The organism is Bifidobacterium santillanense (assembly GCF_018555385.1).
Classification (GTDB): domain Bacteria; phylum Actinomycetota; class Actinomycetes; order Actinomycetales; family Bifidobacteriaceae; genus Bifidobacterium; species Bifidobacterium santillanense.
On sequence record NZ_JAFEJS010000001.1, the window covers coordinates 113,366 to 136,599 of the forward strand.

Annotated in this window: 20 protein-coding genes and 1 pseudogene; 11 read left to right on the plus strand and 10 right to left on the minus strand. The window is 66.4% G+C overall.

What is annotated here, in order from left to right; all coding sequences use genetic code 11:
• Positions 1–174: 174 nt before the first annotated feature.
• The gene (locus JS528_RS00500; RefSeq protein ID WP_214357148.1) at positions 175–954 is read left to right on the plus strand and encodes a DnaA/Hda family protein; all 780 of its coding nucleotides are present in this window, start codon (positions 175–177) and stop codon (positions 952–954) included.
• Positions 955–1,054: 100 nt separating this feature from the next.
• On the opposite strand, the gene JS528_RS00505 is transcribed toward JS528_RS00500, so the two are convergent.
• From JS528_RS00505 to JS528_RS00530, 6 genes and pseudogenes are all read right to left on the minus strand, one after another.
• On the minus strand, positions 1,055–1,888 hold the full coding sequence (locus tag JS528_RS00505) for a GIY-YIG nuclease family protein (RefSeq protein ID WP_214357149.1): 834 nt from the start codon (positions 1,886–1,888) through the stop codon (positions 1,055–1,057).
• A gap of 198 nt (positions 1,889–2,086) precedes the next feature.
• Positions 2,087–2,344, minus strand: a complete 258-nt coding sequence (locus tag JS528_RS00510; protein WP_214357150.1) for a hypothetical protein — start codon at positions 2,342–2,344, stop codon at positions 2,087–2,089.
• A gap of 432 nt (positions 2,345–2,776) precedes the next feature.
• Entirely contained in the window at positions 2,777–3,475 is a 699-nt protein-coding gene (locus JS528_RS00515; RefSeq protein WP_214357151.1) for a hypothetical protein, read from the minus strand.
• Positions 3,476–3,582: 107 nt separating this feature from the next.
• A pseudogene (locus JS528_RS11430) lies at positions 3,583–3,756 on the minus strand (addiction module antidote protein); the annotation flags it as partial.
• Positions 3,757–3,854: 98 nt separating this feature from the next.
• Positions 3,855–4,559, minus strand: coding sequence for a response regulator transcription factor (locus tag JS528_RS00525; RefSeq protein WP_214357531.1), 705 nt, complete (start codon positions 4,557–4,559; stop codon positions 3,855–3,857).
• Complete coding sequence (locus tag JS528_RS00530; protein WP_214357152.1) at positions 4,559–5,878, minus strand: sensor histidine kinase; 1,320 nt, start codon at positions 5,876–5,878, stop codon at positions 4,559–4,561. Before JS528_RS00530 ends, JS528_RS00525 begins: the two co-directional genes overlap by 1 nt.
• 178 nt (positions 5,879–6,056) lie before the next feature.
• Here JS528_RS00530 and JS528_RS00535 point away from each other — a divergent pair, with 178 nt between their 5' ends.
• The 3 genes from JS528_RS00535 to JS528_RS00545 are packed head-to-tail and all read left to right on the plus strand — an operon-like array spanning position 6,057 to position 9,711.
• Complete coding sequence (locus JS528_RS00535; RefSeq protein ID WP_214357153.1) at positions 6,057–7,028, plus strand: ABC transporter ATP-binding protein; 972 nt, start codon at positions 6,057–6,059, stop codon at positions 7,026–7,028.
• Between the two features lie 30 nt (positions 7,029–7,058).
• Positions 7,059–8,324 (plus strand): ABC transporter permease, encoded by a 1,266-nt coding sequence (locus JS528_RS00540; protein WP_214357154.1) that lies wholly within the window; start codon positions 7,059–7,061, stop codon positions 8,322–8,324.
• Complete coding sequence (locus JS528_RS00545) at positions 8,311–9,711, plus strand: ABC transporter permease (protein ID WP_214357155.1); 1,401 nt, start codon at positions 8,311–8,313, stop codon at positions 9,709–9,711. Before JS528_RS00540 ends, JS528_RS00545 begins: the two co-directional genes overlap by 14 nt.
• A gap of 40 nt (positions 9,712–9,751) precedes the next feature.
• On the opposite strand, the gene JS528_RS00550 is transcribed toward JS528_RS00545, so the two are convergent.
• On the minus strand, positions 9,752–11,239 hold the full coding sequence (locus JS528_RS00550) for an ATP-binding protein (protein ID WP_214357156.1): 1,488 nt from the start codon (positions 11,237–11,239) through the stop codon (positions 9,752–9,754).
• 151 nt (positions 11,240–11,390) lie between these two features.
• On the opposite strand from JS528_RS00550, the gene JS528_RS00555 reads away from it, so the two are divergent.
• Complete coding sequence (locus JS528_RS00555; protein WP_214357157.1) at positions 11,391–12,872, plus strand: DUF1846 domain-containing protein; 1,482 nt, start codon at positions 11,391–11,393, stop codon at positions 12,870–12,872.
• Positions 12,873–13,000: 128 nt separating this feature from the next.
• On the opposite strand, the gene JS528_RS00560 is transcribed toward JS528_RS00555, so the two are convergent.
• Positions 13,001–13,255, minus strand: coding sequence for a helix-turn-helix transcriptional regulator (locus JS528_RS00560; RefSeq protein ID WP_214357158.1), 255 nt, complete (start codon positions 13,253–13,255; stop codon positions 13,001–13,003).
• 224 nt (positions 13,256–13,479) lie between these two features.
• Between JS528_RS00560 and nhaA the strand changes: the two genes are divergently transcribed.
• A complete protein-coding gene (gene nhaA, locus JS528_RS00565) occupies positions 13,480–14,847 on the plus strand; it encodes a Na+/H+ antiporter NhaA (RefSeq protein WP_214357159.1) in 1,368 nt (455 codons plus the stop codon).
• 119 nt (positions 14,848–14,966) lie between these two features.
• Here nhaA and JS528_RS00570 read toward each other — a convergent pair whose 3' ends face one another.
• Entirely contained in the window at positions 14,967–16,328 is a 1,362-nt protein-coding gene (locus tag JS528_RS00570; RefSeq protein ID WP_214357160.1) for a nucleobase:cation symporter-2 family protein, read from the minus strand.
• A gap of 86 nt (positions 16,329–16,414) precedes the next feature.
• Positions 16,415–16,996: a xanthine phosphoribosyltransferase gene (locus JS528_RS00575; protein ID WP_214357161.1), complete on the minus strand. Its 582-nt coding sequence runs from the start codon at positions 16,994–16,996 to the stop codon at positions 16,415–16,417.
• A 139-nt stretch (positions 16,997–17,135) separates the two neighbouring features.
• Between JS528_RS00575 and JS528_RS00580 the strand changes: the two genes are divergently transcribed.
• The 5 genes from JS528_RS00580 (at position 17,136) to rpsD (ending at position 23,189) form a co-directional block, all read left to right on the plus strand.
• Positions 17,136–19,814, plus strand: a complete 2,679-nt coding sequence (locus JS528_RS00580; protein WP_217626106.1) for an ATP-dependent helicase — start codon at positions 17,136–17,138, stop codon at positions 19,812–19,814.
• 124 nt (positions 19,815–19,938) lie between these two features.
• On the plus strand, positions 19,939–20,352 hold the full coding sequence (locus JS528_RS00585) for a DUF4418 family protein (protein ID WP_214357163.1): 414 nt from the start codon (positions 19,939–19,941) through the stop codon (positions 20,350–20,352).
• A 20-nt stretch (positions 20,353–20,372) separates the two neighbouring features.
• Complete coding sequence (locus tag JS528_RS00590; RefSeq protein WP_214357164.1) at positions 20,373–21,593, plus strand: ABC transporter permease; 1,221 nt, start codon at positions 20,373–20,375, stop codon at positions 21,591–21,593.
• 1 nt (position 21,594) lies between these two features.
• A complete protein-coding gene (locus tag JS528_RS00595; protein ID WP_214357165.1) occupies positions 21,595–22,335 on the plus strand; it encodes an ABC transporter ATP-binding protein in 741 nt (246 codons plus the stop codon).
• Between the two features lie 227 nt (positions 22,336–22,562).
• Positions 22,563–23,189, plus strand: a complete 627-nt coding sequence (gene rpsD / locus JS528_RS00600) for a 30S ribosomal protein S4 (protein WP_214357166.1) — start codon at positions 22,563–22,565, stop codon at positions 23,187–23,189.
• The last annotated feature ends 45 nt before the right edge of the window (positions 23,190–23,234 follow it).

A 23,234-nucleotide genomic window follows, 5' to 3' on the forward strand; every position in this document is an offset into this window, starting at 1 on the left:
TTCGGTCAAACCGCATCTGAAGCATGAAAACCGGTAGAAACCTACCTGCTCATTATATGTCCCTCGATACTGGCGATGTGGAGTTCATCCACTGGATCGGCGGATGACGGCTCTTGTCTCGGCCGGATTCCAATGGTCATGATGAATCGGAATGGGACGTAAGGAGATACGGATATGAGCGGGAACATCGATTCGGGAACCCTTCTTGATGGGGCCTTGACCTTCGACACCTTCGTGCCGGGCGACTGCAACAGGTTCGCCCGAACCGCGGCGCTCGCCGTGGCCGATGACTCCGGACAGTGCTTCAACCCGTTGTACATCTATGGCGGATCCGGCGTGGGCAAGACCCATCTGCTGCATGCGATCGGCAATTACGCCATTGCTCGGAATCCGACGTTGAAGGTCCGCTACGTCACCGCCGGTGACTTCTCCGAGGAGTTCGTCGAGGCGCAATCGCAGCGGCGAACGGCGGAATTCAGCCGTTGCTATCGCAACCTCGACATACTGCTCGTCGATGATGTTCAGTCACTGATCGGGGAGGACGACGCCTTGGAACAGTTCAGGCGCACGTTCTGCACGCTGTCTTGGGCGAATAAGAGCATCGTCGTCGCCTCCGACGTGGCGCCGTGGCGGTTGGACGTTTTCGGGTCCGACCTCGTCTCCCGTCTGCAGGCGGGACTTGCCGTCGATGTCAAAGCACCCGATCGCGACACCCTCGTCCGGATTCTCCGGATGTATGCCGTGCGAGGTGGCTGGAAGATTCCGGACGGGGTGTTCGATCTCATTGGCGCTTCCTGCGAGGTCCCCACGAACATGGACCGGTTCATGGAGTTGACGAGAACCACCCTGTTCGAGATGAAGGATCGGCTGAGGGGAATGAACGACTCCCTGAATGAGATAAGGGGAGCATTGCGGAACGTCGGGGGAGGCTCGTCGAAATATCGCGACATGTGATGTCCCACGATTCATCTTCGGGATGACGCATGCATCGTTGCATGCGGAAACGGTTCTTTCATCGGTGTCATCGTCGATGAAAGAACCGTGATTGCTCTGCTCAGTTGGCGTTCAGCCCGAAGGCCCTACTACCGAGCTTCTGCTTGTACACTCCTTCGAGTGCAATGACGTCCGTCATGGGCGTGGTCTTGTCAAGAATCCTGAGCACCGTGTACTGGAGAGCATGGTACCTGTCCGGATGTTCGGACATGAGATCATGCATCAGCTTGTTGCCGCCTTCTCCATTGGTGCTGGCGTATTCCGTCCATCTGCCCCACAGACCGTTCTCTCCGTAGGCGGAGCCGACGTACTGCTGGCCGCTCACCGTGTCCACCACGAGGTAGACGGCTGAGACCTGACTCATCGCATCGCGGTAGGCACTGTACAGTTCCGGATTGCCGATGATGTCGGACAGGTCGTCGAATGACAACAGGAGCTTGTCGAATCCCGGGAACTGCGGCTTGCGTTCCTCGATGGAGACGATACGCTTGTCGTTCGTGCCGTATTGAGCCCACTTGACATATGAACCGCCCCAATCGATGGTCAGACGGTTCTCGTACTCAGCAAGCAAATCGCATGGAACGAGACTGTACATCTCATCGCCGGGATTGAACTCCTGGCTCGGGTATCCGGCAGGTAGACCTGTCTCAAGCGGTTGTCTCCCCGTCAGCTTGTACAGTGCGGCAAAACGGGTCGTGCCTCCGGGCTCGCCCATGAACGTCATCCAATAGGACTTATCTCGTCCGATGAACGATTCGGACTGCATCCCGGTTCGCTCACGCAGATATCCAAGTCTTGCGAACCGTCCGACTCTGGCCACCGTATGGCGGATCAACACGACATCGTTCGGGTCGATGCCCGCGTTCCTCAGCAAATCAATGGTTCCCAGCGACATTGCATCCTCCTTTGGCTTCATGCTTTCAGGTAGATTCCATGATAATGGCCGCACCTATGGCGAGTAGAAAATTACCGGCGCCTGCAGTCGCGCAACGTTGGGCTCGGTCTGTTGGCAACGGATCGAGGGGATGGGATCGATCCTCCGGCCCGTTGCCAACATGCTGCGTATTCCCGTATGCCAGTCATCCGTTTCATGTCACTGCACGGCGTCAGCGGGTGCGCCGTCGATGTAGGGGCCGCCCTCCGCGCCGTCGATGACCCCGTTGCCGTTCTCGTCGACGGGGATGAACTCGCCCTGTGCGTTCGCGTTCTCGTAGCCGAACGGCAGATAGGCCATGCTACCGCCCATGAGCACGTAGATGTTGCTGCACGTGGTCAGCATGCCCGAGTTGCCTTCCGCGCACTGGTAGCTCGCGTACTTGTCGTAGCCGATCGCGTCGGACGGCGAGCCCATGTTGCGTAGCCCATAGCCGGGGCCGGGGACCGTATCATTCTGCGATGCTTGAGGAAGATCGGTCGAACCGGTTGATGATGATGACGATTCGGAACCGGTCGAACCGGTGGAGGAACCGGTCGAACCGGAAGAGGCATCCGATGATGCTCCGGCTGTGTTCGTTGAGTCTGATGACGTTGCGTCATCGGATGCCGCATCATGCCCACCGTCTGAAGAAGAGGAATCGGAATCCGTGTCGTCGGACGACTGATCCGTCTCATCGTATTGTGAATAGTCGTCCTTCGAACCGGATGCCGTCGTGGAATCCGCCGCATTGTTTGAGACGATCACCAATCCGTCGCACAGCAGTGCAACTCCCAACAGAACGCCGGCTGCGATCAGTAGCAGACGGGTTCTGCGTGCCTTCTCCCTATATTCGTCCATGACCGTCACCTATTGCCTCATATGTTGCAGATCGTCGCGCAGGCCGCGTAGCTCATTCGTCTGACGATGCGCCTCGAACGCCTGACCGACCTGCGCGGCCGCGGAGATCCGAAGCGCCGTCGTCTGCTTACGCGCCTCCTCGACCTTCATCCGTTCGAAATTCTCCATGCGCATCATGTGCGCATGCGACTCCCAGAGCGTGATCGCCGTATTGAAATCCGTCGCGCGACCACACAGCAGCAGCTCCAGCATGTACGCGTTCGCCTCTGCATTCCGACATGAGTTCGGAAACAGCAGACTGACCGGCCTGATGCTCTTGTTCGTTTCGGCGATCAGCTTCCGATCTTCATTCATGGCCTCAAGCGCCTTCGGGATCACCCCGTCCACATACCCCGCGTATTTTGCATATTGGGCGTGGGCCGAAAGCAGGGAGAGTCCACCGATCAGCACGCCTGCAACGAGTAGGACGATCTTCACGGACATGGGAAAATCGGTTTCGTCCGCGAATGCGACCACCAGCGCGTACACCGCCATGAAGATCGCGACGCACGACCATCCGACCGACCTCGAACGTGCCTTGTCCGCGGCTTTCAGAATCTCCTCTCCGGCCGCGATGTCGTCCTCCAGTTCGGCCAATCTCGCGTACCGGCGGTCCAACGGCTGCATGATCGCAACCAGTTGATCCTTAGACATCTCCGATAACTGCATCGGTGGTCATCAGCTCCTTTGTCATCCGGGAAATTTCATCATGCACCCCAAACGGGGACAGGTCGGCGATTGCCCATTCTTGATCAATCTTATAGAGGTCTTCGTGACCCCACACCTGCTTTCCCGGCGATTTGCGTCATGCCGCGTGCCCTGGCGACGTTGCCGAGGGCGACCTGCATGAGTGCCGGATCGTTGTATTCGGCGACGGCGTTCAGATAGGCAATGACGTCCCGCTCGCTCTCGAGGTATTCGCTGGTGTCGTAGTCGGTGAACTCGGTGCTCGTTGCCGTTGCTCCTTGTAGCCGTTGAGGATCATGCCCTGCGGTTGACCGTTGTTGGTTCGAATGGAATAGGCTCATGCGGGACGCGGTCAACGGGGTCACCGGTGCTCGCGGATCCATAGGATCGCGAGCTGGGTGCGGTTCGTTAGGCCCAGCTTGTCGAGAATCGCGCTCACACGGTTGCGCACGGTGCCCTCGCTCAGGAACAGTTTCGCCGCGATGTCGCGGTTGTCCAATCCCTCGGCGACGAGCGCGGCGATGTCGCGCTCGCGGTCGCTCAGCATCGCGTCCATCGCACCGTCCGCCTGGATGACGGACGCTGCGGCCGCATCGGAACCGGACGCGGTGGCGGAGGCGCCACCTCCACGTCCGACGGTACCGGCCGACGCCGCCGGCGCAGTGAGCTTGCCGAGCACGTCGGCGCCCAGCACCACCTGACCGGCCATGACCGCGTTGAGCGCGGGGACCACGGAGCCCACGTCCTGTTTGATGAGGTAGCCCCTCGCGCCCAGCGCCATCGCCCGGTCGATGTACGCCTTGTCCACGAACGTGGTGAGCACGAGGATGCGGGCGGCGGGATCCTTGGAGAGGATCTCGCGGGCCGCGTCGAGTCCGTCGCGCCCCGGCATCTGCACGTCGACGAGCAGCACGTCCGGCCTGCTCGAGGGCGACTCGAAGTACCGGCGCACGGTGGAGTCGCCGTCGTTCGCCGTCCACAGCACATCGGCCGTGCCCGTGGCCTCGAGGATCGTCGCCAGCGACTGGCAGACGATCGGATCGTCATCGGCTATCGCGATGCGCATCATGCGCCTCCGTTCGGTTTCATGATTCCGGCGTCGTTCCGCCCGGGGGAGACGGGTCGCGGCCGCGTATCCGGTTGCCGCGTGGTCGACCATGGCCCTTTGGGCACGGCGACGAACACGCGCCATCCGTCGCCGTACGGGCCGCACACCGACGTGCCGCCGACCGCCCGCACGCGTTCGGCGATGTCCGCGAGCCCCATGCCGCGCGGCGCCTCGCCCTCGGCCCGCGCGGCCTCCTCGTCCTCGTCGAGACGGGGGCCCGGATCGAGCACGACCAGCTGCCAGATCGCGGGGAAGTCGCGCAACGTGACCGTGGCGGAGCGCGCCCCGCTGTGCCGCGCCACGTTCGACAGGGACTCGCGGATCACCGTCGCGAGACATCGGGCGACCGGGGCCGGCGCGGAGGCGACGTCGCGCGTCAGCGCCACATCCAGACCGGACGACCCGCCGTCGAACGCATGGGCTGCCGCGTCGATCTGCGCCGCGAAATCGGTGCCGTCGTCCTCCAGATCGTGCACGGAGCGGCGCACCATCGTCATCGCGTCGTCCAACGTTCCGCCCAATTCGGCGAATCCGCGCGAGGCGACGGCGTCGCCGGTCGCGTCGGCCACGACCCCGCCCGCCTTCGCCTGCATGATCGCCCGCGTGAGCAGATGGCCGACGTTGTCGTGGATCTCGCGGGCGATGCGCGTGCGCTCGCCGAGCGTGGCGATGCGCACCGCGCGCGAACGCTCCTCGTCCATGTCGGCGATGCGCGTGCGGGCGCCGCGCGCGGACTCGCGGGCCCGGTCCCGCTCCATGCGCAGCGCCCGGCGCGACGCCGCGGCGACGTCGTCCGAGCGCCCCAACGCGAATCCGAGCCCCGCGCACAGGGCGGCCGTCAGCAGAAGGGACGGTGCGACGGACGCCTCCGGGCCTTCGACGCCCCGGAGATACGGGAGGTACGGGAGCGCGCATCGCAGCAGCGGGACGATCCACGCGAACCGGACGACGAGGCGGAGGACGGGGCGCATACCGTCGGGATGGACGCGCGCCGCGTCATAGGCGACCGTCGGCAGGAACAGACACCACCGCGGTTCGAACAGGGCCATCGCCACGTACGCGGCCGGCGGGACCCAGCCGGCGCCGGCCGCCGCCCCGCTCCCCAACCCGGGGGAGCGCAGCCACCCGGCGGACGCCGTCGCGCACACGGCCAGCAGCATGCCGGCCGTCATCGGCGCGTCACCCGCGACCGTCCACGGGGAGAACGCGTCGAGTACCGGGGCGGAAAGCGCCAGACACAAGGCGAACAACAGCGTCTTGACCGCCAGCTCGCGCATACCCGCCTCCCCTCGTGGTCTTCCCGAACACCTCCAGCTTAGTCCGCGCCGGCGCGCCGATGACAAATGTCACGCCCGCCCGCGCGGGAAGGTGACGTTCGTCGGTGGAACGGCGACGCCGCACGCAGGACAATGAGGACAACGGACGTGCACGACGCACGGGAAAGGGGAAACGGTCATGACGACACAGAACGGAACGACGGCCGGGCCGACGCCTCCGGCGGTCAAGGTCGACGGACTCGTCAAACGCTACGGCGACATGATCGCGCTCGACCACTTCGACCTCGAGGTGCGCCGGGGCGAGATCTTCGGCCTGCTCGGACCCAACGGCTCGGGCAAGACCACCGCCATCAACTGCATCCTCGCGCTGCTCACCTACGACTCGGGCGCCATACGCGTCTTCGGCGAGCCGATGACCCCCACCAGCTACGCGCTGAAGCGCCGCATCGGCATCGTGCCGCAGAACGTGGCCGTGTTCGACGAGCTCACCGTCGCCGAGAACATCGACTACTTCTGCTCCCTGTACGTGCCGAGAAAAGCCGAACGCGCGCCGCTGGTCGAGGAGGCCATCGACTTCGCCGGCCTGGGCGACTTCCGCAAATACCGCCCCCGCAAGCTCTCCGGCGGCCTGCTGCGGCGTCTCAACATCGCCTGCGGCATCGCCCACAGGCCCGACCTCATCTTCTTCGACGAGCCCACCGTGGCCGTCGACCCGCAGAGCCGCAACGCGATCCTCGAAGGCATCGAGAGGCTCAACCGGGCCGGCGCCACCGTCGTCTACACGAGCCACTACATGGAGGAGGTCGAGCGGATCTGCGACCGCATCCTCATCATGGACCACGGCCGGCACCTCGCGCTCGGCACCGCCGACGAGCTCAAGGCCATGATCGACACCGGCGAGCGCATCACCATCGAGACCCTCGACCTGGACGACCCGGCGCTCGCCGCCGTGCGCGCCCTGCCGTGCGTCATCGAGGCGACCTACGACGGCCGCGAACTCGACATACGCTGCCGCCGCGGCGAGCACAACCTCGTCGACCTCATCGGCGCGCTGCGCGAACGCGGCGCCAACATCGGACACCTCACCAGCCGGCCTCCCAGCCTCAACGACGTGTTCCTCGAACTGACCGGCAAGGCCCTCAGGGACTGACCCGCCGACCGGCACCGAAAGGAGGACACCATGTGGTCCACATTCGTCACGACCCTCAAAACCAATCTGAGAAACCGCAGCGCCCTGTTCTGGCTCATCGTCTTCCCCCTGGCGCTCTCGACCCTGTTCAACGGCATGCTCGCCGACCTGAACGAGGGATACGAGATCAAGGCCATCCCGCTGGCGGTCGTCCAGGACGCGAACTGGGACAAGGCCGACGGGGCGAAGGCCTTCGTCGACGTGCTGTCCGGGGAGAAACGCTCCTCGTCCGACTCCGGCGACGACGCCTTCGCCGGCGCCGGCGGCGACCGCACGAGACTGCTCGAGGCCGTCGACGCCGACACCCTCGACGAGGCCCGCACGGCGCTCGCCGACGGGAGGGCCGCCGGCTATCTGCGCGTCGACGGGCACGGGATGCTGTCCCTGACCCTGTCGCCCGCCACGGCGAGCGCGATCCGCGGCGGCGCGATGTCGACGGCGGGCGACTCCAACACGGCCATCACCGTGGCCGCGATCGACACCATGCTCAATCTGTACAACCGCACCGACGCCTCCGTCAGGGACCTGATCGCACGCCGCCCGCAGGCCGCGGCGAGCCGCGAGTTCTGGTCGTCCGTCGGCGACGTCGCCGGACTCACCCGGGAGACGAGCCTGACGAACGCCAAGCCGAACATGACCGCGCGATACTACTACGCGCTGCTCGGCATGGCCTGCCTGATGGCGATGGGCTACTCGATCTCCGCGGTCACCACGGCGCAGGCGAACCTGTCCGCGCTGGGCATCCGCCGCACGGTCGCGCCGCTGGGACGCGGCAGACAGCTCATCGCCGGATTCCTTGCCAGCTGGCTGTGCTCCGCGGCGAGCCTGACCGTCGCCCTCGCCTACATCCGCTACGTCTGCGGCATCCCGCTCGGCGGGCGCGAGCCGGCCGCGGTCGCCGCCGTCGCGGTCGCCTCGTTCACGGCCTGCGCGCTCGGCACGATGATCGGCGCGATCCCGAAGCTCCCGCACAGCGTCAAGATGGGACTGTCCAGCGCCATCCCCTGCACGCTGTCGCTCCTCTCCGGCCTGTACGGCCAGTTCGCGATGAACCTGAGCGACTGGATCACCCGCCACGCGCCCGTCCTCGCCCTCGTCAACCCCGCCCAGCAGGTGACGAACCTGTTCTACGACATCCTCTATTTCGACAGCTACCGTCCGTTCGCCGCGACCTGCGGGATCCTCATCGCCATGAGCGTCCTCTTCCTCGCCGCCGGCGTCATCATGCTGAAGGAGCAACGCTATGAACACCTGTAAGGCGACGCTGCGCATTCTCGTCGCGCACCGGCTCTACATCCTCATCTATCTGGTGCTCATCGGCGTCATGATGCTCTCCGTCGGAGGCTCCGCCCTGAGCGGGGCCGGCGACGACGCCGGCGACACCTACACGCCCGGCCGGGCGACGGTCGCCATCGTCGACCGCGACCGCGACCGCGGCGACATCGCCTCCGCGATGCGCTCGTACCTGGCCGAGGGCAACGACCTCGTCGACATCGACGACGACCCCGAAACCCTCCAGCAGGCCGTCGCCTCGAACTGGGTCGACCTCATCGTCATCATCCCCGACGGGTACGCCGACGGGCTGATCGCCTCCGTCACCACGGACGGCGCATCGGACGCCGACGCGGACGCGGCGAGGCCCCCCGAGGTCGAGACCGTCACCAGCTACACGTCCGGCGCCGGCTCGATGGCCTCCATGGGCGTCACCGGATTCCTGTCCATGACGCGCACCTCGCTCATCGGCGAGCACGTCGCCGTGGACTTCGCGAACGTCGCGAACGGCACCGATCTCTCGAACGGCGTGGAGGGCACGCTGACGGGACTGACCACGAGCGACCTGTCCGCCGCGGCGAAACGCGCGGGCGACCTCGTCCGCGACGACAAGGCGAACCCCGCGGTCCGCATCGACCACACGGGCGAATCCGCCGACGAGAACGAGGCCGAGGCCCGCGCCTCGCTCGCCGACGGGTTCGGCGGCATGATGAAGACCGTGCTCTATCCGATCTTCCTCGCCATGACCGTCTGCACGGCGCTGGTGATGGGCGTGTTCAACATCGGCGAGGTCCGACGGCGTCTGATCGCCTCGCCGCAGCGCTCCGCGGCGATGGGCATGCAGCGCATGGCCACCCTGTGCGCGTTCGCGCTGATCGTCGTGGCCGGCTACCTCGTCGCGGCCCTCGGGCTGATGCTCGCGGCGGGCCTTGACCCCATGCGTCTTCCGGCGCCGGGCGTCGCGATGACGGCCCTGTCGGCCTGCGTGTACGCGGTGATGACCGTCGCCTGCGGCTTCATGCTCGGCGAGACCGGCTGCAGCGACACGATGGCCAACGGCTTCGCGAACGTGTTCGGTCTGGTGCTGCTGTTCACCTCCGGCGCCACCTTCCCGCTGGACATGATCCCCGCGCCGATGCTCGCGATCGGCCGCATGCTGCCCGGCTGGTGGTACTGCATGTCCATCGACGACGCGCTCGGCATCGGCACCGCCGCGACCGGCGGCACAGACGTCGCCGGATGGGCCGGTTCCCTCGGGCTCGTCGCCCTGTTCGCGCTCGCGTTCACCTGCGTGGGGCTCGCCGTGGGGCGGATCAGGCGCTCCCGTCCGACGTCCGCGTCGGCCGACGTCACGCGTTTCGCCGAGGCGTGAACGGCGTCCGCCGGCCGATCGGCGGTGGGGTTCCTTCCTCTCAGTTGCCCTTGAGCCGGTATCGTTGGTCCGGGTCGTCGCGGAACCTCACCCGCGTGACCCGGCCCTCGCGTATCAGCTCGCGCATGCCGGAGGTCGCGGCCAGCGGGGTCAGATGCAGCTCGCGGATGATCTCCTTGATGCTCATCGCCGAATGACGCTCCAGCACCGTCATGATCGCGCGCGACACGTCCGCCGGCGATCCGAGATTCGCGGTGCGTCGCTTGGTGATCGTCATCGTGAACGTGTTGATGGTGTTGCGCGTCGTCGCCGGTTCGATGCCCGCCTCGCGCAGGCTCGCCGCTATCCGCTGGTAGCCGTCCCCGCCCGAGGGGTTGACGAATCCGCCGCCGGGGTAGGGGGTCGACTCGAGCAGCGTGAACAGGAACTGGTTGCGGGTCGAGACGAACGGGACGCCCGTCACCGGATGCGGGTTGGCGAGCACGTCATGCGTGACCGTGCCGAACAGGCCGCCCGGATTGGTGATCTCGATGCGGTCGGTGAACACGGTGATGCGCACCTGCGTGCCTCGCGCGTCGGGGGAGTAGTCGCGGTGGGTCAGGGCGTTCGCGATCGCCTCGCGCAGCACGATCGGCGGATAGTCGGGCTTCTTCGCGCCGATCCAGCGCATGAGCGAGTCGACCGCGTCGTCGATCATCACCGGGATCGAGCCGACCACGGTCCTCGAGGCGACGAGGCTCTCGTCGCCTCGGAACACGTCGTCGTGGCGCGTGCCCGGGAAGACCGCGATCGCGATCGACAGACGCGGGAAGAACTTCTGCGGATAGCGGCCCAACGCCAGCAGTCCCGCCAGCGTGGGGCGCAGCACGCCGCCGACGCCCGAGACCGGGACGTCGGAGTCGTCGTGGCGCAGCACGTCCAGATCGAGCAGCACGTCGGTGTCCGAGCGACCCGCGAACACGCGGGGATGCTGCTCGCGCACACGTCTCAGCATCCCCTCGACCAGGGCCGGGTCGAGGTCGTCCCTCGTCGCACCCGGAACGATGTCGAGATCGTAGGTGGGCTGCAGATGCTCCTCGATGAGCCGGTCCACCTCGTAGGCGGTCATGCGCCGGTCGCCGTCGCCGGTGCGGATGAACGAGCCGCCGTGGGGTCCGAGGGCCGTCGTGAAGCAGGGCTTGTCGCGCGGCAGCATCTCGTTGATGCGCGCGAACACGAGGTTCGCCCCCTCGAACGGACAGGTGACGATCACCGGCCTGACCACGGGGGTCATCTTCTCGCACGCCTGACTCAGCGCCTCCTGCATCGATCGGGCGTTGAACCCCTCGACCGGCGTGAACCCCTCCTTCTCCGACAGACCCAGGATGATCCAGCCGCCCGAGCCGTTCGAGAACGCGGAGAGCGTGTCGGTGATGGTCGAGGAGATCTTGCGCTTGCACTCCTTGACCTCGCACTGCTGCGTATCGTTGCCGATCAGACGCATCAGCTCGATCAGCTCGGTCATCTTCGCGGTGTAGTCATCGACCATGGCGGGCCTCCTTGCCACCATTGTGCCGTACCGCGCGTCCGCCCGCCAACGCCACGACCCTCCCGGACGCCCGGTTCACGGAAAGTTCATCTATAATTCTCGGGTCATAATTCAAGCTCATACCTCGCCGTTCGAAAGGGTGCCACAGCACATGCGACAGGGATTCGACAACGACAAGTACATCGGGATGCAGGCCGAGAGGATCCGCGAGCGCATCGCGCGTTTCGGCGGCAAGCTCTACCTCGAGTTCGGCGGCAAGCTCTTCGACGACTACCACGCCTCGCGCGTGCTGCCCGGCTTCGAACCGGACGTCAAGTTCCGCATGCTCTCCAGCCTCGTCGACGACGTGGAGATCGTCATCGCGGTCAACGCGAACCACATCGAGAAGGCCAAGACGCGCGGCGACCTGGGCATCACGTACGACGAGGACGTGCTGCGTCTGATCGACGTGTTCCGCTCGCGCGGCTTCCACGTCGGATCCGTCGTGCTCACCCAGTTCGCCGGACAGCCTGCGGCCGAGGCGTACCGTCGTCGTCTGGACCGTCTGGGCGTCACCTGCTACCTGCACTATCCGATCCCCGGGTACCCGCACGACATCGAGCGCATCGTCTCCGACGAGGGATACGGGCGCAACGACTACATCGAGACGACCCGGCCGCTCGTGGTCGTCACGGCGCCCGGCCCGGGCTCGGGTAAGCTCGCCACGTGCCTGTCGCAGCTCTACCACGAGCACAGGCGCGGCGTCGAGGCCGGGTACGCGAAGTACGAGACGTTCCCGATCTGGAACCTGCCGCTCAACCATCCGGTGAACATCGCGTACGAGGCGGCGACCGTCGACCTCGACGACGCGAACATCATCGACCCGTTCCACTTGGAGGCGCACGGCGAGACGACCGTCAACTACAACCGCGACGTGGAGGCCTTCCCGGTGCTCAAGGCCATGATGGACCGCATCATGGGGGAGAGCCCGTACCGGAGCCCCACCGACATGGGCGTCAACATGGCCGGATACGCGATCGTCGACGACGAGGCGTGCCGCGAGGCCGCGAACATGGAGATCGTGCGCCGCTACTTCACGGCCGCCGTGCGCTTCAGGCGCACCGGCGAGGGCGGGGAGCAGGCCGAGCGTCTGCGTTCGATCATGAAGAGGGCCGGCGTCGACGAGGACCTGTCCCCGGCGCGCGCGGCGGCCCTGCGCCGTGAAGAGGAGACCGGGGCCCCGGCCGGCGCGATGGTGTTGCCCGACGGTCGGGTCGTCACCGGCAAGACCGGCGTGCTGCTGGGAGCCGCGAGCGCGTTGCTGATGAACGCGCTCAAGGCCGTCACCGGCGTGGACGCCGATCTGCCCGTGATCGACGACGCCGCCATCGAGCCGATCTGCAGGCTCAAGACCGAGCACCTCAACAGCGTCAACCGCCGTCTGCATTCCGACGAGACGCTGATCGCGCTGTCCATCACGAGCGCGGGCGACGAGACCGCGGCCCGCGTGATCGCCGGACTCGAACGGCTGCGCGGATGCGACGCGTTCTTCTCGGTCATCATCTCGGACGCCGACGAGGCCCTCTACCGCAAGCTCGGCATCAACGTCTCCTGCGAACCCAAGTACGAGCGCATGAGCCTGTACCACAAGTGACATCCGCAGGATCGCCGAGGGCCGTCGTCCCGACCCGTCTCGTCGGGAAACGACGGCCCTCGCGCATATGCGATCGCGATGGTCGGTGACGGCCGCACCCGTCGGTCGTCGCCGACCATCGTCGGCTCTCAGTCCGCTTCCCTCTCGTCGAAGCTGATGGTGAGGGTGCGTCCCATGCCGCGGGCGAGGGCCTCGAGCGTCTTGAACGACGGGTTGATGTGCGCCTGCTCGATGCGCTGGATGGTGATGCGCGAGACGCCCGTCGCGTCGGCCAGCTGCTGCTGAGTCAGGCCGATCTCGTGCCGCGCCTTCAGGAGCGCCGCCCCCACCTCCGGGTAGATGCGCTCCCTGGAAGCCTGCTTCGCCGCCGTCCCGTCGGTCATGGTGCCTTTCCTTTCTGATGTATCGTCGATGGCGTTTCCTCGTCTCCATCATGCAACGGTCTGAGGCGCGACGCTCCGAGGGGCGTCCGGCGGCGGTTTCGCGGGCGGCGCAGGAAGATCGGGGGGATTCGGGTAGGGTGGACGGGTTGAATCCTCGCGGCCGTGCACGCGCATCCGTGCCCGGACGGCCGACTCCTATTCACATCAAGCAGTCAGGAGCATGCATGACCCAGACCCCTCCCATCCACGAGGGCCTCCTCGAACCGGGTGCCGTCAGAATCCACCGCGGCAAGCGCCGGCTCGTCGAATTCACCCATTCATCCACGCGCGCCACCATGCTCATGGTGTGCGCCGCGCTGGCCGCATTCGCCATCGAGAACACGCCCGCGCTGCCGTACTTCAACGAGTTCTGGCACTCGGTGCATCTGGCGTTCTCCGTCGGCTCGTTCCATGCGGACATCAGCCTCGAGCACTTCATCAACGATTTCCTCATGGCCCTGTTCTTCCTCATGGTCGGTCTGGAGATCAAGCACGAGATGCGCGCCGGTGAGCTCACCGACCCGCGCAGGGCCGTTCTGCCCATCGTCGCGGCGGCCGGCGGCGCCCTCATGCCAGCCCTCGTCTACCTCGCCGTCAACCGTGGGGGAGAGCACGCCGGCGGCTGGGGCGTGCCCATGGCCAACGACATCGCCTTCTGCCTGGGCCTGCTCGCACTGCTCGGCCGTCGCGTGCCTTCGGGGCTGCGAGCCTACCTGTCCACGCTCACCATCGCCGACGACATGATCGCCATCGGCGTGATCGCCCTGTTCTACACCGCCGACCTCGACCTGCCGTGGCTGATCGCCGCGTTGGCCGCGTTCGCGGTGCTCGTCGTGTTCAACCGTCTCCACATCCACGACCTGCCGCCCTATCTCGCGGTCGGGTTCGTCATGTGGGTGTGCGTGCTGTTCTCCGGCGTGCACGCCACGCTCGCCGGCGTGATGCTCGCCCTCGCCATCCCGGCGAGGTCGGAGATCAAACTCGACCGCGTGACCAGCTGGTTCGAGCACCGCGCCCGTTCGGCCGACGACCGCTACGATCCGGGCGAGCCCGACATCGCGCAGAAGGAGTACCTGCGCGAGGTGTACTCGATCCGCCGCGTCTCCAGCGCCACGATCCCGCCCACCATCCGCCTGGAGAAGGCGCTGCACACGTTCGTCTACTTCTTCGTCCTGCCGCTGTTCGCGTTCTCGAACGCCGGCGTGGTGCTCTCCGGCATGTCGTTCGGACAGGTCGTGACCAGTCCGGTCGCGATCGGCGTGTTCCTCGGCCTGCTCGTCGGCAAGCCGCTGGGCATCTTCCTGTCCACATGGGTCACGGTGCGCCTGGGCGTGTCCGGACTGCCGAAGGGCGTCGCCTGGGGGCACATCGCCGGCGTGTCCATGCTGGGCGGGGTCGGCTTCACGATGGCGATCTTCGTGACGAACCTGTCGTTCGTCGACGCGCAGACCGCGGCCGTCGCCAAGACCGCGATCCTCGCCGCGTCCATCGTCGCCGGCGCCATCGGCTTTCTCCTCCTGCGCAGGGAGGCGCTGAACGCCGAAGGCGAGTGACCCGCCCGGGGGGCAACGTTCCGGGCGCATACGCGAGGAGGGCGCGAACCCGTACGGTTCGCGCCCTCCTCGCGCATCCATGTTCGGTGAAACGGCCGGCGGCCACTTCCGCGCGAACGTCACTCGGCGGACTGCGGCGCCTCCTTCGGGGCGGACAGGAAGTGCTCCTCGCCCGGCAGGACGGCGTTGAGGATCACGGCGACGACGAACGCTACCGCGATGCAGTTCGAGGCGAAGATCTGCTGGAACAGGGCCGGGAACCGGTCGAAGATGTCGCTCACCTGCGTGAAGCCGATGCCGATGGTCAGCGAGAGCGCCGCGATCGTGATGTTGCGCTGCGTGAAGCCCGCCTCGGCGATCATCTGGAATCCGGAGAGGATGATGTTGCCGAACATCATGATCGTGCAGCCGCCGAGCACCGCCTGCGGCAGCGAGTTGAACACCTCGGCGATGGCCGGCACGAAGCTCGCCACCACGAGGATCAGACCGCCGGAGAGGATGACCTTGCGGTTGACGACCTTCGTCATCGCCACCAGACCGATGTTCTGCGCGAACGAGGTCAGCGGCAGGCAGCCGAACAGGCCGGAGACCGAGGAGATGAGGCCGTCGCCGGCGATCGCGCCCGCGGTCTCCTTCTCGGTGGGCAGACGGTTGAGACCCACCTTGGTCAGGGCGGCGGTGTCGCCGAGCACCTCGACCGAGGAGACGACGTACAGCAGCGCCAGGGAGATGATCGCGCCCGGATCGAACTCGGGCCTGAACGGCATGAACTGCGGCACGGAGACGATCGCGAGGTGCTGGAATCCGGAGAAGTCGACCTTGCCCATGAGAATGGCGGCCACATAGCCGACGACCAGACCGAAGAGCACGGACAGCTGCTTGGCGGTGCCCTTCATGAGCAGCTGGAACGCGAGGCACGCGACCAGCGAGATGAGACCCAGCGTGAGGTTCTGCCACGAGCCGAAGTCCTTCGCGCCCGAGCCGCCGCCGAACGAGGTCGCACCCACGTTGAGCAGCGAGAAGCCGATCGACGTGACGACGATCGCCGAGACGATCGGCGGCACGAACCGGCGCCAGTACTTCGCCGTCAGACCCAGCACCAGCTCCAGCAGACCGCCGACCAGGACCGCGCCGACGACCGCGCCGTAGCCCTTGTCCGCGCAGATCGCGACGGCGGCGGCCACGTACGTGAACGAGATGCCCGTGACCATCGGCAGACGCGAGCCGATGCGCCACGCGCCGTACAGCTGCAGGCAGGTGCCCAGACCCGCCACCAGAAGGCCGGCCTGGATGACGGCGGCCGACTGCGCGGCATCCATCTTCGCGGCCGAGGCGACGATGAAGATCGGGGCGAGGTTCGCGACGAACATCGCCATCACGTGCTGCAGGCCGAAGGGAATGCCCTTCCAGAAGGAGACCGGCGCGTCGAGGGAGGTCAGCGCCTCCATCGAGATGCCGGAGTTCTTGGTGTTCTTCTCCATTGGTTCCTCTCTTGGTTCTCTATTCATGAAAACGGCTCCCTCGCGAAAGGGAGCCGAGCGTGGAATCACGCCGAAAATCGGGATGCTCAGGCGCGGAACTCGATGTCGCCGGTCTCGGGGTCCATCGATTCGACGACGGCGAGCGAATCGACGTCGTAGCCGTCGGCGCGCAGCGCGTCGCCGCCGCCCTGGAAGCCCTTCTCGACGGCGATGCCGATGCCCTCGACCGTCGCGCCGGCCGCCTCGCACAGGTCGATCAGACCGCGCAGCGCCTTGCCGTTGGCGAGGAAGTCGTCGATGAGCAGCACGCGGTCGCCGGCGTTGAGGTACTTCTTCGCCACGATCACCGGGAACTCCTTCTGCTTGGTGAAGGAGTAGACGGTGGTGGAGTACTGGTCGCCGTCGAGGTTGATCGACTGCGCCTTCTTCGCGAACACCACCGGCACGCCGCCGAAATGCCGCGCGGCGACGCACGCGATGCCGATGCCGGAGGCCTCGATGGTGAGGATCTTCGTGATGGTCCTGCCTGCGAAATGCTCCGCCCAGGCCGCGCCCATGTGGTCGAACAGCGTCACATCGCACTGATGGTTCAGGAAGGCGTCCACCTTCAACACATTGCCGGGCTTGACGGTGCCCTCCTTGCGGATGCGCTCCTCGAGTTCCTTCATACAACCCCTTTGACGAATTGCGGGTAACGAATGGTTGAACCGTCAGTCTACGCCGTGTCGATGACCACGCCCGCGCCGCCCTCCCGATCCGACGACGGCATGTGGTAGACATGTATGGCCGAAATACGTTCCGGCACACATGCAGGACCATTGCAGGACTATCGAGGGGAGCAGCGTGCAGCAGGATCCGGATGTCATCGCAAGGAGCGCCGACGAGCTCGTGGGGGACCTCAACCCGCAGCAGTCGCAGGCCGTGCAGTACCGCGGACCCGCCCTGCTGATCGGCGCGGGCGCGGGATCGGGCAAGACCCGCGTGCTCACCCGCCGCATCGCCTGGATCCTCAGCCAGTTCGGCGCATGGCCCAGCCAGATCCTCGCCATCACGTTCACCAACAAGGCCGCCGCCGAGATGCGCGAACGCCTCCAGACCCTCATCGGCCCCGTGGCCCAGCGCATGTGGGTGTCCACCTTCCATTCCGCATGCGTGAGGATCCTCAGACGTGACGGCAAGGAGATCGGACTCAAGAACGGCTTCTCGATCTACGACTCCGCCGACTCCGAACGCCTCGTCAAGATCATCGCCACCGAATTCAACATCGACGTCAAACGCTACACGCCCCGCGCGATCCTCGCACGCATCTCCGACTACAAGAACCAGCTGATCGGATGGAAGACCCAGCTCGCCACGTACGCCCCGGACTTCAGGCCGGGCCAGCGCGGCTACAAGATCGGCACCGTCGGCGACATCGAGGCGCTGTACGCGGTCGTCTACGCCGAATACGAGCACCGGCTGGCGCTCGCCAACGCCGTCGACTTCGACGACCTCATCGTGCGCACCGTCGAACTGCTGCGCGAGCATCCCGAGGCCGCCGAATACTACCGCCACAAGTTCCGCTACATCCTCGTCGACGAGTACCAGGACACCAACCACGCGCAGTACGTGCTCGTGCGCGAGCTCGCCGGTGTCGACTCGCATGAGAGGGCGGAGTCCGACGCGGTCGCGGCCGGTCATCAGGGGCCCGCGTGGATCACCGTGGTCGGCGACTCCGACCAGTCGATCTACGCGTTCCGCGGTGCCGACATCCGCAACATCCAGGACTTCGAGCAGGACTTCCCGGACGCGAAGACCATCATGCTCGAGCAGAACTACCGCTCCACGCAGACCATCCTCGACGCGGCCAACGCGGTGATCGCCAACAACGAGGGGCGCAAGCCGAAGAAGCTGTGGACGGCCCTCGGCAAGGGCGAGCCGATCGTCGGATACGCGGCCGACAACGCCCAGCAGGAGGCCCAGTGGGTGGCCGGCGAGATCGCCCGGCTGCACGCCGAGGAATCCGTCGCCTACTCGGACATGGCCGTCATGTACCGAGCCAACGCGCAGTCACGCTCCCTCGAGGAGGCGCTCATCAACGCGGGGCTTCCGTACCAGCTGGTCGGCGGCACCAAGTTCTACGAGCGCCGCGAGATCAAGGACGCGATGGCCTATCTGCAGGCCATCGTCAACCCGGACGACGACGTGAACCTGCGCCGCATCCTCAACGTGCCCAAGCGCGGGCTCGGCGCGAGGGCCGAGGGCATCGTCCTCGACTACGCGCGCGCCCACGGCGCGAGCTTCTTCATGGGCCTGATGCACATGGACAAGATCGAGGGCATCCCCACCCGCACGCTCAACCAGCTGCACGCCTTCCGCGACCTGATGGCCGGCCTGTCCGCGTTCGCGCGCGCCAACGACTCCCATCCGAGCGAGATCGTCGCCGAGGTGCTCGACAAGTCCGGACTGCTGGACGAGTTGCGCAAATCCGCCGACCCGCAGGACGAATCGCGCATCGAGAACCTGTCGCAGCTGCAGTCCACCGCCGCCGAGTTCGAGCAGAAGACCCCCGACGCCACGCTCGCAGGCTTCCTCGAGACCACGGCGCTGGTCGCCGACTCCGACCAGCTGCCCGGCGAGCACGAGGACTCCGGCAAGGTCACGCTGATGACCCTGCACACCGCCAAGGGCCTCGAATACCCGGTGGTGTTCCTCACCGGCATGGAGCAGGGCACGTTCCCGCATTCGCGTTCGCTCGAGGACACGAGCGAACTGTCCGAGGAGCGTCGCCTCGCCTACGTGGGCATCACCCGTGCCAAGCGGCGTCTGTACGTCACGCGCGCCGCCGTGCGCAGCCAGTGGGGCAGAGCCGCGGAGATGCCTCCCAGCCAGTTCCTCGACGAGATCCCCGCCGATCTCATCGATTGGAAGCGCCTCGAGACCTCGGCCGACCGTCTGCGCTCCGACTGGGACGACGACGAGTTCGGCGGCTGGGACGACGACTTCTCATCCGGCCCGACCTTCGGCGGCTCCGGCTCGTCGTACGGTTCGTATGGATCACGGGGATCCTCGTACGGTTCGTCCGCGTACGGCGGTTCGTCCGCGTACGGCGGCTCGTCTTACGGATCATCCTCGTCCTATGGATCCGGTTCGCGTCGTTCCTCATACGGCGCGAACCGGTACGGCTCGTCCTCCTCGTACGGTTCGTCGTCGTACGGCTCCGGCTCGTCCGGCAGGTCCGGCTCGTCCCGTTCCGGCAAGGTCTCGACCCGTCGCGTCGCCCCCAAGGCGCCGGCCGGGTCGGCGCCCGCGTCCGCGCTCACGCAGGACAACGGCCTGAGCATCTCCGACTTCGCGATCGGTGACCGCATCACCCACGACCGCTACGGTCTGGGCAAGGTCGTCGACGTGCAGGACAAGGGCCGCAACTCGATCATCACCGTCGACTTCGGCTCCGCCGGCGTCAAGCGTCTGATGCTGCGGGTGGCGCCGATCGAGAAGCTCTGACGAGGAGCATCCGCCGTCGGTAGCAGAAAAACCGGGGAAGTCAAGACTTGTTTTTCGTGGGCGTATCTGCTCATAATGCGTGGCGTTTGTTGTCCGAACGCATAGCAGAGATAGAGAGAATCCCATGAAGCACAAGTTGATCGCGTCCGTGCCGGCCATCGTCCTGGGCGCCCTGATCGCCGTCGCTCCGCAGACCTTCGCGCACGCCTGCCAGGGCCACGGCACGCCCGGAGCATGCCACTACTCGCAGCAGGCCGCCACCGGCATCGGCGCGGCCATCCTCGTCCTCGGTGTGATCGCCCTGTTCGTCGACCCCAGGGTCCGCATCGGCCTCAACGTCGCCGTGATCGTCGACACCGTGCTGCTGCTCGCCGTGCCCACCGTCCTCATCGGCATCTGCAAGGGGACGATGATGCACTGCCGCATGGTCATGCTGCCCACGCTCGTCGTCCTCGGCGTGCTGGCCCTCGCATTCGCCGTCATCGGCATCCGTGTCGACTCGCGTGCGGCCTCCGCGTCCGCCGGCGGCGCGCGCTGAGCGGAAACCGGACCCGCATCATGACCTCCATCGTCATCACGGCGAGGACCCTTCCCCTGGAGAACCTCAGGCGCCGGCCCATGCGCACGGCGGCGCTCCTCGTCGTCGTCGCCGTGCTCGCCGTAGCGTTCTTCGGCGGCTCGATGCTCGGCATCAACCTCGGAAACGGCATGCGCAGCATGGAGCGCCGTCTCGGCGCCGACCTGATGGTCGTGCCCCAGAACACCGAGTCCAAGGCCGAGGCGCTGCTCACCGACGGCAGCCCCAGCACCTTCTATTTCACCAAGGAGATCGCGCATCGCATCGAGCGCGCCGACGGCATCGCGCAGGCGAGCGAGCAGACGTACATCGCCTCGCTCGCCGCCGCGTGCTGCGCCGAGAAGCTCCAGATCATCGGCTACGACCCCGCCACCGACTTCGTCATCGAACCGTGGATCGCATCCCAGTTCGACGGCGCGCTGGAGGACGGGCAGATGATCGCCGGCGCGAACGTCAACGTCTCCGCCGACGGCACCATCGAACTCTACGGCCGTGCATGGCCGGTCGTGGCGCAGCTGGCGGTCACCGGCACCAGCCTCGACAACTCCGTGTTCATCAACCAGGACACCGTGCCCGACATGGTCGAGGCGTCGGCGTCCGCCTCCAGGCGCGTCATGCCCGCCGAATACGCCGACAAGGCCGTCTCCACCGTCATGATCAAGGTGAAGGACGGCTACGAGCCGCAGACCGTCGCCGACTCGATCAAGAGCATCGACCCGAGTCTCGGGCGCCTCGGCTACGTGTATCCAGGCGGCGTGACCGCGGCGGCCAAGACCGCGCTCGGCACGCTCGTCGGATACGTCGTCGTGTTCGTGGCCGCGCTGTGGGCGATGGGCGTGATCGTGCTGCTGGCCGTGTTCGCCGCATCCGCCAACGAGCGCAAGCGCGAGTTCGCGTCGTTGCGCATCATGGGCGCGACGCGCGGCATGCTCTACGGCGTCATCGCCCGGGAATCGGCGATCGTCGGCCTCGCCGGCGGCGTGATCGGCGTGGCCGCCGCCTCCCTCGTGCTGTTCCCGTTCAGCGCGCTCATCGGCAGCCGGCTGGAGCTGCCGTATCTGCAGGCCGGCCCCCTCGTCGTGATCGGCGTGGCCGCGGCGTCGCTCGTCCTCTCCACGTTCGCCGGCACGTTCGCCTCGCTCGTCGCGATGCGCGGTCTCGCCCGGCCCGAGGCGTACCTCACGCTCAGACAGGGGGAGTGACATGGACGATCTGACCACGCATCTGCTGCACGTCGCCGATCTGACCAAGCGCTTCACGCGCCGCGGGGAGCCGTTCGACGCGGTCAGCCACGTCTCGTTCGACGTCGATCCGGGCGAGTTCGTCGCGATCGTCGGACGCTCCGGCAACGGCAAGAGCACGCTCATCAACATGATCGCCGGACTCGTGCGGCCCACGTCGGGACTCGTCGAGATCGACGGCGCCGTCGTGGCCGAGATGGGCGACCGCGACCTGTCGCTGCTGCGCAACCGCACCCTCGGGTTCGTCACGCAGAGCCAGACGCTGCTGTCCAACCTCACGGTGCTGGACAACGTCGTGTTCCCGGCGACGATGTTCCCGTCCGGACTGTCGGCTTCGGATGCTCCGGGCGCGACGGGCCCGGAGAACGAGGACTCCCTCGTCGACCGTGCGCTCGGACTGCTGCGCCGGCTCGGCGTCGAGGACCTCGCCGGCTGCCGTCCGCGCGAGCTGTCGGGAGGGGAGATGCGACGCGTGTCCATCGCCCGCGCGCTGATGAACTCGCCGAGGCTGCTGATCGCCGACGAGCCGACCGGCGACCTCGATCAGGAAAGCACCGGCATCGTGACCGGGATGCTGCGCGAACTCGCCGACGGCGGCACGGCCATCCTCATGGTCACGCACGATCCCGACGCCCTGAAGGTCGTCGACCGGGTGCACCGCATGGACGCCGGCAGACTGTCCGACGCGCTGTCCTCGATCTAGGTCCGGGGCTTGGGTGTATATTGGTCGATTGGTGTCTGCCGCAAAGCGGACATTATCTGGAGTCTTAGCCCGTCAACGGGTCGGCGGACGGAACGGGGATGCATTCCCCGGGAATCCGCTCGTGAGCGATCACGACGAAGCGTTGGAGAGGCCCGACTCAGCGTGGGGGACCGTCGTGGTCGTCCGCGTTCCGTTCAGATAACGACAGAAAGATAAAGGAATACATCATGACGAACGTTCAGCGTTCCCGCCGTCAGGTGCGCCTTTCCCGCGCCCTCGGCATCGCCCTAACCCCGAAGGCCCAGCGCATCTTCGAGAAGCGCCCGTACGCCCCGGGTGAGCACGGCCGCACCCGTCGTCGCACCGAGTCCGATTACGCCGTGCGTCTGCGCGAGAAGCAGCGTCTGCGCGCCCAGTACGGCGTGTCCGAGAAGCAGCTGCGCCGCGCCTACGAGGAGGCCACCCGCACCGCCGGCCAGACCGGTAACGCCATGCTGACCGACCTCGAGGTCCGTCTCGACAACCTGGTCCTGCGCGCCGGCTTCGCCCGCACCACCGCCCAGGCCCGTCAGTTCGTGACCCACCGTCACATCCTGGTCGACGGCAACATCGTGAACCGCCCGTCCTACCGCGTCAAGCCGGGCCAGACCATCCAGGTCAAGGCCAAGAGCCAGACCATGGTCCCGTTCCAGATCGCCGCCGAGGGCGTCCACCGCGACGTTCTGCCCGCGGTCCCGGGCTACCTGGACGTCAACCTGCCGTCCCTCAAGGCCACCCTGACCCGCAAGCCGGAGGCCGAGGAGGTCCCGGTGCAGGTCAACATCCAGTACGTGGTCGAGTTCTACGCCCGCTGATCCGGGCCCACTTCTGTATCAATTACAGTCAAGGACATACCGCTC